The sequence below is a fragment of the Thioalkalivibrio denitrificans genome, from assembly GCF_002000365.1.
Classification (GTDB): domain Bacteria; phylum Pseudomonadota; class Gammaproteobacteria; order Ectothiorhodospirales; family Ectothiorhodospiraceae; genus Thioalkalivibrio_A; species Thioalkalivibrio_A denitrificans.
In genome coordinates this window covers 1-9,602 of the sequence record NZ_MVBK01000111.1, presented here as the reverse complement: position 1 = coordinate 9,602, position 9,602 = coordinate 1, and the positions used below count along the sequence as shown (strand labels likewise).

At 58.6% G+C, this 9,602-nt stretch carries 6 protein-coding genes; 3 read left to right on the top strand and 3 right to left on the bottom strand.

Annotated features, from left to right (window positions below; all coding sequences use genetic code 11):
- Window positions 1-83: 83 nt before the first annotated feature.
- Window positions 84-2,186 (bottom strand): ABC transporter ATP-binding protein, encoded by a 2,103-nt coding sequence (locus B1C78_RS15495; protein ID WP_077280074.1) that lies wholly within the window; start codon window positions 2,184-2,186, stop codon window positions 84-86.
- A gap of 97 nt (window positions 2,187-2,283) precedes the next feature.
- Between B1C78_RS15495 and B1C78_RS15490 the strand changes: the two genes are divergently transcribed.
- On the top strand, window positions 2,284-3,156 hold the full coding sequence (locus tag B1C78_RS15490; RefSeq protein WP_175628335.1) for a sulfotransferase family protein: 873 nt from the start codon (window positions 2,284-2,286) through the stop codon (window positions 3,154-3,156).
- 187 nt (window positions 3,157-3,343) lie between these two features.
- Window positions 3,344-4,003 carry a tetratricopeptide repeat protein gene (locus tag B1C78_RS18120; protein ID WP_077280072.1) on the top strand — a complete coding sequence of 220 codons (660 nt, stop codon included), beginning with the start codon at window positions 3,344-3,346 and terminating at the stop codon, window positions 4,001-4,003.
- Window positions 4,004-4,165: 162 nt separating this feature from the next.
- On the opposite strand, the gene B1C78_RS15480 is transcribed toward B1C78_RS18120, so the two are convergent.
- Together B1C78_RS15480 and B1C78_RS15475 are read right to left on the bottom strand one after the other, a co-directional pair.
- Window positions 4,166-5,338, bottom strand: a complete 1,173-nt coding sequence (locus B1C78_RS15480; RefSeq protein ID WP_077280071.1) for a phosphotransferase — start codon at window positions 5,336-5,338, stop codon at window positions 4,166-4,168.
- A gap of 63 nt (window positions 5,339-5,401) precedes the next feature.
- A complete protein-coding gene (locus B1C78_RS15475; RefSeq protein ID WP_077280070.1) occupies window positions 5,402-6,436 on the bottom strand; it encodes a sulfotransferase in 1,035 nt (344 codons plus the stop codon).
- Between the two features lie 410 nt (window positions 6,437-6,846).
- Between B1C78_RS15475 and B1C78_RS15465 the strand changes: the two genes are divergently transcribed.
- Window positions 6,847-9,546 carry a kelch repeat-containing protein gene (locus B1C78_RS15465; RefSeq protein ID WP_139349977.1) on the top strand — a complete coding sequence of 900 codons (2,700 nt, stop codon included), beginning with the start codon at window positions 6,847-6,849 and terminating at the stop codon, window positions 9,544-9,546.
- The last annotated feature ends 56 nt before the right edge of the window (window positions 9,547-9,602 follow it).

Below are 9,602 nucleotides of genomic sequence, written 5' to 3'. Positions count from 1 at the left end.
GGGCAGGGTGGGGGTGGTTTAAACGCGTACCAAGGCACCACTGTCCGGTTACGATCCCCGTATCCCGCTTCGCCACATCCGGCCTACGGCACAGCCTGCCCCGCATGCGCCATCCTGCGGAACTCCGGTTCCCCGGCCATCAGCTCATCGTACGTTCCGCTCGCGACGATTCGACCCTTGTCCAGCAGATAGAGCACGTCGCAGTTGCGCACGGTCGTGAGCCGGTGCGCGATCATGATGATCGTCTTCTCGCCGCTCAACTGCTCGATGGCCTCCATCACGGCCGATTCCGTGGCGCCGTCCAGCGCGCTCGTGGCTTCGTCCAGAATGAGCAGGTCGGGATTATGGTAAAGGGCCCGGGCAATGCCGATGCGCTGGCGCTGGCCACCGCTCAGGCGAACGCCCCGGTCGCCGGCCACCGTCTCGTAACCCTCCGGGAGTTCCCGGACGATGAAATCGTGTATGGCCGCGGTCTTCGCAGCCCGGATTACTGCCTCGTCGTCGATCTCCCGGTCCGGGATGCCGAGCGCGATGTTCCGACGCAGCGTGTCGTCTGCCAGATAGATGGACTGGGGCACGTAGCCCAGCCGCTTTCGCCACACGGGCAAGAGCGCTCTGTCCAGCGTCCGGCCGTCGACCACAATCCTCCCGCTCTCGGGCTCCAGCAGCCCGAGGATGATGTCCACCAGGGTGCTCTTGCCGGCGCCCGAGCCCCCCACGAAGGCGACACTGGTCTTCGCGCGGATGGTGAGATCGAGGCGATCAAGCACCGGACGGTCCATGCCGGGATAGCGGAAGGTGACCGATTCAAGATCGAGGCGATCGTGAAGATGCACGTCCGATGCGGCGGAAGCCTCCTTCGTTTCAACGGCCTCCGCGGCTCCCAGCCGCGCCATTTCCGCGTTGATGCTCTCCGCTACGGGTCCCGCAAAGCGCATCTTTGCAGTCATGTCAAAGAGCTTCTGCAGCGCAGGCATCAGGCGATAGCCCGCCATGGCGTAGAGCGCGATCATCGGCAGCGCGGCCTGCATGGAACCACCCGCGATGACGAGGTAGAGGGCGATAATCAGCACGACCCCGAACGCCAGGGTCTCCAATGCATAACGGGGAAGCTGCGAAATCAGCATGTGATTGGATTCGTTCCTGGCGAAGGCATAGGAGGCGCCGGTATACGTATTGAGGTAGTAATCCTCCCGGTTCGAGACCTTGATGTCCTTTATCGCCCCTAACGATTCCTGGATTGTCTTGAAGCGGCGTGCGTTGGCCCTGAATCGCAGTTGTCCAAGGCGCCGGATTCGTCCGCGGAATGCGAGATAAATACCCGCATAGGCGCCGCCGAGAACCAGTCCAACCGTCAGGGCGAGTGCCGGATCGACCGCGATCAGCATGATGAGAATGGCCAGTACAACGGCGCCATTGGCCGATAGCTGTAGCACCGGAATGAGGAACCCGGATACCAGTTGGTTAACCTCCTGAATGACGTTCTTTGAGAGATCGGCCGGGTTACGGGTAAGGAAGAAGCCGTAATCCTGGCGGAGGTAGGTGCCGAGGAGTTTGCGCGAGAGGCTGTGCGCCCGCATATAGCTGAACCGGATGATCGCCCAGGTTGTGAGCGCGGCCAATCCATTCCCCAGGAATAGAAGAATCAGCGCGCCCCCGGCCAGCATGATCAGGAACTGCTCAAGAGGCGGGCTTCCGAGGAGGTCGTATACCCCTGCAATCAGCGCGTTGCGTTCCACCAGTTCCGGTTGCGCCAGTACGGCGATGAAGGGCATCACCGATGCAATACCGGCCACGTGCATGAGCGCATTGGGGAGCATGATCAGGAAGATCAGAAACAACTGCCAGCGCTCCCTGGCGGTCAGGAGCCGGAGTATGGGTCGAAAGGTGTGCATCATGGTAGGTGGTGGAGCATTCTGGCTGCTGGATGCCCGTAATGTTTCGATTCGTGCTAGTGCGTTTTCCCTGACGGATCTTGTCGGATGACGCGCTGCAGCATAAACCAGCGATCCAGCCCATTTCTTGTGGTTGCCGCCAAGCATAACACCGCAGGGGCCCGCGGTGGGCCGATGGGCGGCAGCAACCTGGGCAAGAATCTGCTGGGTGTCAAGAATTCCGACACCCGTCCGGATTTCTCGGGATGCTGACAGTCCGGCTGACCGGGTACGCCCGGCTACCTGCGGCATCGCTCCTGCCCGCAAACAGAACGATGCGATAAACTGTAAATAGGCTCCACGGGGTTAGCCCACCGTGGCAATTTTCGGGAAGATGAAGGGAGAGTCCATGCCTCAGCAGTCTGTTCTAGGCAAGATCCGTCGGCGTGCGCGGCGCGCAAGTCTGCTTGGCACCAAGGCCGCCCTGGAGGCTTGGCGCGGTCTGAGTGGCAGGGGGCGACCGGAACAGACAATTTTCGTCGCTGGTGCGCAACGTTCTGGCACCAACATGATCATGAACGTGCTCGACCGCAGCTATGAAACAAAGGTCTATCATGAGCGCGACCCTCGGGCCTTCGACGAGTATCTGATGCGCGAACCTGCGGTCATTCAAGGCCTGCGCGATTCTGCACGCGCCCCAGTGTTCGTGATCAAGTGTCTGTGCGAGATGGACAAGCTTCCCTGGCTCATGGAGCACTTCGCTCCGGCCAAGACGATCTGGATGGTTCGCCACTACGATGACGTCATCAATTCGGCCATGAAGATATTCGGAAAGTTGCCTTCCGATGTGGACAGCATTATGAAGGACCCTTCCTCACGGGGTTGGCATGGGCGAGGAATCTCAGACGAGACCTTGGCTCTGATGCGAAGCATTTATTCTCCAAGTATGAATGCTGAGTCCCGTGTGGCGATGTTCTGGTACATGCGCAACCAAATGTTTTTCGATCACAAGTTTGATCATGATATGCGTGTCCTTCCCGTCCAATATGAGAGCTTGGTAACAGATCCACATCGAGAGTTACACAGCGTTTTCGATTTTGCTGGAATCACTTATAGCCCGCGAGTTTCTAGATTTGTAAAAGCAGGTTCTGTGCGTAAGGAGTCATCTCCTCACATACAGCCAGATGTAAGGTCACTATGTGATCTTCTATTGGAACGGCTCATTTCCGAGACAAGACGGCCTGTGACTCAGATGGAGGCATGCAACGAGTCGCTAAGTTAGAGTCCGAATCGACATCGCGGGAACCTACGGACCTTGCGAGAATGAGCAGAAGGGCCCTTCATGGTTAGGCCCACAGAAAATTGGCTCTATCGGTGCTTCCGAGTGCCATAGACAAGGAATTTTGCCCCATTTCCAGTAAGTCTCTCGCCTTAGAGCGGCCTACTCGAGTGCACGAGAGTGAAATGCGATGAAATCTCTTACTTCATACCGCCACGCATGGTGCCTTGTCCTGATCGCATTGAGCGTTTGCCAAGTTGCGGTGGCTCAAACAGACATTCAAGGGATGTTCTGCGGATCCCTAGAAAACCATTATGGACCTTTCGACTACACTAATTCCCAAGAGCGCGCGCAACGACTGCCTATCGTAGAACGATTTCATTTCACAAATGAAATTGCAACGCTAACGACAACGGGCAGGGTACCGGAATATCTAGGCAGAAATATTGCCTATACTCTTCACACTTTTCCTAATCATCATCGAGCGTTGGACGCAATGTCGAGATTAAGCATAATGCAGGGCCGCCCGCATCCACTCGGGGCGCGTTATACAGTGGATTGCTACTTCGAACGCGCAATCCGGTGGCGTCCGAATGACCCCACGGTAAGGCTCGTTTACGGGATTCATCACTACAGAGCCCAACGGCTAGACGCGGCGGTAAGGGAGCTTGGAGAGGCGCTGAGGATGGCCCCAGAAGATCCAGAGGTCCATTACAATCTTGGACTCGCTTTTCTGAGCAAAGGTGATTACGCGGCTGCTCGGCGTCATGCGGTCCAGGCGTACGAGCGGGGCTATCCGCTCCCTGGCTTGAGGTCTCGGCTAGAGCGAATCGGGGAGTGGGTCGAGTAGCGTCCGCGGTCCACCCTGCTGCATGGGTCGTCGGCGCAGCAAGAAGTCGAACGTGAAGCTGTACGAGCTAGAAACGGGTGAGGCTCACTGAAAGCCGATTGCTGTGGTGACTCGTTTGAAGCGCGACATGTCATTCCAATATGTGGTTTTAAGAGCGCGGACCTAGGATCTTGACAGTGCATGGAACGAGCGGGCCCCCGCGCTATCCCATTCACTTAGCCGACGGTAAAGTTCGTAACGGAAATTGTCGCCGCCACGTTTGTTCAAAGAGTAATAGACAAAACTATAGAAAAGCGCCGAGAACAGAAAATCGCTGAACTCCCGTTCGTTCATCTCGTCGCAAAAATTGGAAACAATGTGCTCCTCAAGTTCATTAAGTGAATCCCATAGGCAAATAAACGACAAACCTCGTGCGATGTCGTAGCCGGCGGGATGTAAGCCGCACTCATCCCAGTCAATTACGACATTGTTCTGGCCGATGTTGCCCTTATAGAGATCCCCGTGCGAAAGCTGTGTCTGCACTTTAGATATCTTGTGTTCTGTCTGTTGTATGAATGTTGCTATCTCCGGAAGCCCGTTTGCCGCATATGCCCTTGCGCACCATGAGGTAACATGGTGTGGGGCGGAATCATAGTAAGAAGAATCGGTTCGAGCGAGATCGCCACCCAAGGCCCTAAGAGTGCGTGATACTTCAAGGATTCTGTCCAACACCGCGGAGTTGGAGATGGGGTGGATGTCAATGCATTCGTAATACACGGCAGCCAACCTTTGGCTGCGACTTAGCATACGAATTGTCGGGGCGCGAATATTGCTGGATAGAAGCCGATCCTGTAGATGGTTCTGAAACCAAAGGATGTTTTGAAACGAAGGAGAGTCGGCACGATAAACCTTTTCGAATAGGCGCTCACCATTGATTTCAATTATTCGATACGCATGGAGGCTTTCTGATCCGCCTCCAACGCCGACGAAGGAAGCCGCCTTAGCAGACGTTGCGTGATGTAGGTCGACGCATGGGTCAAAGTCCGCAAGAAGGCGTTCATAGAGTTCGTGATCGGAAAGATACGGCATTATCATAGAGACAACGCGTAAGTCCGCCCATGAAGCACGATTGGATCGAGTCTTTTTTAGAGCTAATTGAAGGTCCCGATCCCCGCGCTGCCGGGCGATTTTCTCGACTTCGGCCCAGCCCAAAACGATATTATGGTCACGGGCCCAGTTCAATTCATATATCACGGCTTGTCGGCGTGGCGCACTCCTCGTCCGATGCAATGTCAGCCCTAGGCGGCTGAGAGATGCATTGGTGATTTGTTTTGCGATATTTATGAATCTAAACATGTGATCCGCTCGCAATCCTCGGATTCATTTTTATTCGTAGAGCCGACGCTGACGGGGCGATTATCATTGAACGGGGTTCGACGCGGATTGGCTTTCCCGCGTGTCCGTGGCGTCGAGGGGCAATAATCGCGGTGCGGCGACCGAAGTGAGTTTCAATATTGCGCAGATACTCCTGATCGCATCTGGCGATAGCTCGTTTTGCCACCGGTAGGCAACTTCGACGGGGTTCTTGTAAACACTGTAATAGCCATCGTCGTGCTGATCGGTCGTGGCGCTCAGAAAACGCTCAGTATGTGGCCCCCATGTCAGGCCGGTGAGCTCGAAGAGATGCCGGTAACCGGTGACGGGGTCGAGGCAGAGGTCCTCGTACCACACCGGGGTGCATCGTTGGACACTGGCGAGCCGTTCAAGCGCTTGGTCGTGATCAATCACCCAGCGCCAGGTAAACCGTTCCTCCACGGTCAGATTGGCGATGTCCTGGTCGGTCAGGCCGTACCGGCGCTGTACCTCATCACGGATCCGTTGCCGAAGGGTGCCGGTTTTCCCTGTGAGTGGCGGGGCGTCACCGAATACGCGAGATTTCAGGCCCCGAATTTGCGATGCAACGAAGCCAGCGGGGTGTCGCATGATGAGTACGGCGCGGGCCTTCGGCAGGGCGTGCAGCAGGGCAGGAAGTCGGCCGATTCCGCTTACGGACTTCCACACTACACGGATGCGCTCCGGTGGCAGGCGCTTTGCCGGATTGTAGACCGGCAGGCGCAGGGAGATCTGCGCGGCGACGGTGGAGAGTAGAATGCTGGCCGTATGGAGGCGAAAGCGCACGGGCCCGAGGTAGCTCTTGGGAAGGAACGGCCGCTTCCCCATAACGCGGGGGTTCGACATGCGTACGAGACCTTGGGCGTATTCGCGCAGCGCCGTCTCATAACGGGAATAATCCTTTTCCTTGATAAAAGGCGGCACCCCCTCGATCCGGTCCACTGCCTCGGGCTCGTGGCGATAAACCACATCCGGATGGCTGTCGAACATCTTGGCGACCCAGGTGGTGCCGGAGCGTGGAAGCCCAAACAGGAGGATCAGGTTTTCGCCTTCGTAGCGCATCGAGATCGATCCTTGTGCCGATGATTAGGTGCCGTGCCCCGCATGGGGCTTTGTGCTTGAGTGGAAGTTTACAGGCCAAGTAGGCGTTAGCCTACCGTCGATCCCATGCAGGTTCCCGAATGGTCTCGCAGGCCTGGGATATGCTTCGTATCGGACAATCCCTGGCCCGGATGGAGCATCGCGGAATCCGGGGCGTCCTTCCGGTGTCGGATCTTTCGGCGTATTCGAAATCGACCTCCACCCTGGCCCTCCCCCTCATGGGGGAGGGGATTGATAGAGGTGTTTCTTGGGCGCGTGAGGTGGGAATGTTTATCATGGGTGAATCAGCCACATGAATGCCCCGTTCTGTTCTTCAGAGGATTCTGCCGCAGGCAGATTGTCGACGACGATGCGGGGATTGCGGAGTCGATATGATGCTGCAATCCATGCGCAAATTGGCCGCACTGACAGGGATGGCGGTGCTCTGGGCGGCGGCGCCGATCCATGCGGAGCCCCAGACCCCCGATCAGGGCGCACTGGATCGGGTGCAGCCGAACACCTGGGTAGTGTTGAGCGAAGAAGCCACCGGTGTTCGAGAGGCTTACTCCCCAGCCTTTTACTACGTGCCGTCACTTGACCGGTTCGTGTTATCCGGGGGCATCGCGAGGGATTCCCAGCATTTCGATACCGAGATGTTCGATGCGGCGACCCGGCAATGGCTCAATGCCTACCCGGACCACGCGCCCTATCGTAAGTCGTCCGGTCCGACGGATGCATCTTCGACTCCCAGGTCCAATCCACCTTTTATTGTGGATGAAGCAGGAGTCAGCCGAATTCGGATGGATGACCGGGTTGTGGGCTACTCGACAGGCTCCCATCTGTTTCACCAGTATGCCTACAACCCCGACGCGGGTCGCTTGTATGCCTATTTCATGGATGTGACGGCCACCTATGACCCCGAACGGCGTGAATGGCAGCCACTGGACGTGGAGAAATTCACCCGCACAGAACAGCGATCCTTTCACCATATCTACGGATCGATGGCCCATGACCCGGTGAACAATCAGATCCTGTCCGTGGGCGGTACCAGTGTGGAAGACGGCGGCTCACCGGGTGTGTGGGCCTTCGATATTGCCTCCGGCAGATGGGAAAGGGTCATCTCCGGCTCCGAGGCGTTTCGGCAGGCGGGGGGGCAGGCCGAGGCGCTGCGTCGTGAGGTGCGGGCCTTGGTCAATCGGGCGCGCAATCGCTTCTACGTCACCGAGTCCGAGAGTGATGCCCGAAGGAACCTGGCTGCGGCAGCTGAAGTGTTGGCCGATGACGTCGGGCGTCTGGCGGAGCGGCTGCCGACGTTGGGTTTGGGCGGCAGCGAAGCGGTGTCGGCGTCCGTTGCGGTGCGGGAGGCCAAAGCGCTGCGGTCGGCCTTGGAGGCGGGGCTTGGGGAGCTGGAGGGCGCGGTCGCCCGCAGAACACTGTTGAGGCTCCAGGAGGCCGATGATGCGGCTTGGCGCATGGCGCGCGCCCTGGACTCCGAACCCATCGGGCGCGGATTCTCCCAGATGGCCACGGACCGGGAGCGGGGCAAGATCGTGCTGTTCGGCGGTTCCCGTGTGGACGGCTTCCTGTCCGACACGTGGGTGTACGACCTCCGGACCCAGACCTGGGAGCAGCGCTGGCCGGAGAACAGGCCTTCACCGCGGGCGGGACATACGCTGGCGTGGCTTCCGCAGAGCCGGAAGATCGCGCTCTGGGGCGGCGAAATTCGGAACGTCGGCCCCCAGGGCGACGCCGAACACCACAGGGAACTCTGGATCTACGATGTCGAGCGAAACGATTGGCGCCTGCTGGGGCGTTATGAGGACGGCCCGCTGGGCTCGGATATCCCAGGGGCCGTCAACGACCGCGATCAACTGGTGGTGGTCAGTCGCGGCTCCAGGGATTGGCGCGACGGAGATGCCTACAGGGCCCGGGTGACTTGGGGGATGCAGATTGACCCGGACGTGGGGGATTCCACGTTACAGAATCGCGGCGACAGCGAGCCGGTGGCTTACGGTCTGACTCCAGGGCACTACGACAGGACGGTCAATCCGGATACGGATGCCATGGCGGCATGGCTCGATGAACTGCCCCCGAACAGCTGGCGCCTGTTGCCTGCCCCGCAAGTGACCACCACGCGTCGCGCCTGGGGCACGATGCCCTACGACAGTCACCGCCATCAGCTCCTCAAATGGGGCGGTGGGCATGGTACCTATATCGGCACGGATCTGGCGCATTACAGCCTGCGTTCCGGGACCTGGAGTATCGGCTACCCGGCCGAAGACATGCCGACCCGGGGCTTCTATGCAATGGCCGTGCAGACCTTTAACAATCGGCCGCAGGTGCCGAATCATGTCTGGGATGCCGCCGCCTATGATCCGGTGTCGCGGAAAGGCATCTGGATGAGCAACGATGCCGTATGGATCTATGATCCTGCCATCCGTGAGTGGGAGTATCCACCGGCTCCCTTGCCGCATCCGCGTGCGAACATCATGCGAATCTCCTTCGCCTCGACACCCCGCGGCGTAGTAGCGTGGTCGGTGGGCCGGCTCTATTTGCTTGACGCGACCGAGGGCGAATGGCGTGAGCTTCCCGTTAGGCGTGGGGAGTTGGGCGGAGCACATGGCGACCGGACAGGTATGGCATACGACTCCATCCGGAACAGCCTATGGATGGGATGGGCCGGACGGGACATCGGTCGGCAATCTCCCCGCCTGCTTCGTTACGACATGGACGACGGGAGTCTGGAGAGGCTGAACCCCCCTCCGAGCGGGATTCGCATGCGGGAGACAGTCCATGTGCCGGAGATCGATATGCTCGTGAACATCGTGCGGGTTCGAAACGGCGACGAGGTGGGTAACCTGGCCTACGACATCCGCAATCGTCGATGGGTGGGCCTGGCCTTGCCGTTTGATGGAGAGGAGCAGTACATCACCGAAGGACGCTACTGGGGCACACGTCATACCCGTACCCTGCACTACGATCAGGAATTGGGCGTTCTGATCTTTCATTTCACGTCGGATGAGATCGGTGTCGCAAGGCTGGATCCCGATTCTCTGGAGACCTTCGAACTGCCGGAGCAAGGCGGCTCCTAGCCGCTATGAACGACTTCTTCACTCCCTCCCCCGCTTGCGGGGGAGGGAGTGAAGAA

Coding starts and splice junctions, on each gene's coding strand:
- B1C78_RS18120 (WP_077280072.1), top strand. CDS start 3,344: ATGAAATCTCTTACTTCATACCGCCACGCATGGTGCCTTGTCCTGATC.
- B1C78_RS15495 (WP_077280074.1), bottom strand. CDS start 2,186: ATGCCGCAGGTAGCCGGGCGTACCCGGTCAGCCGGACTGTCAGCATCC.
- B1C78_RS15480 (WP_077280071.1), bottom strand. CDS start 5,338: ATGTTTAGATTCATAAATATCGCAAAACAAATCACCAATGCATCTCTC.
- B1C78_RS15490 (WP_175628335.1), top strand. CDS start 2,284: ATGCCTCAGCAGTCTGTTCTAGGCAAGATCCGTCGGCGTGCGCGGCGC.
- B1C78_RS15465 (WP_139349977.1), top strand. CDS start 6,847: ATGATGCTGCAATCCATGCGCAAATTGGCCGCACTGACAGGGATGGCG.
- B1C78_RS15475 (WP_077280070.1), bottom strand. CDS start 6,436: ATGCGCTACGAAGGCGAAAACCTGATCCTCCTGTTTGGGCTTCCACGC.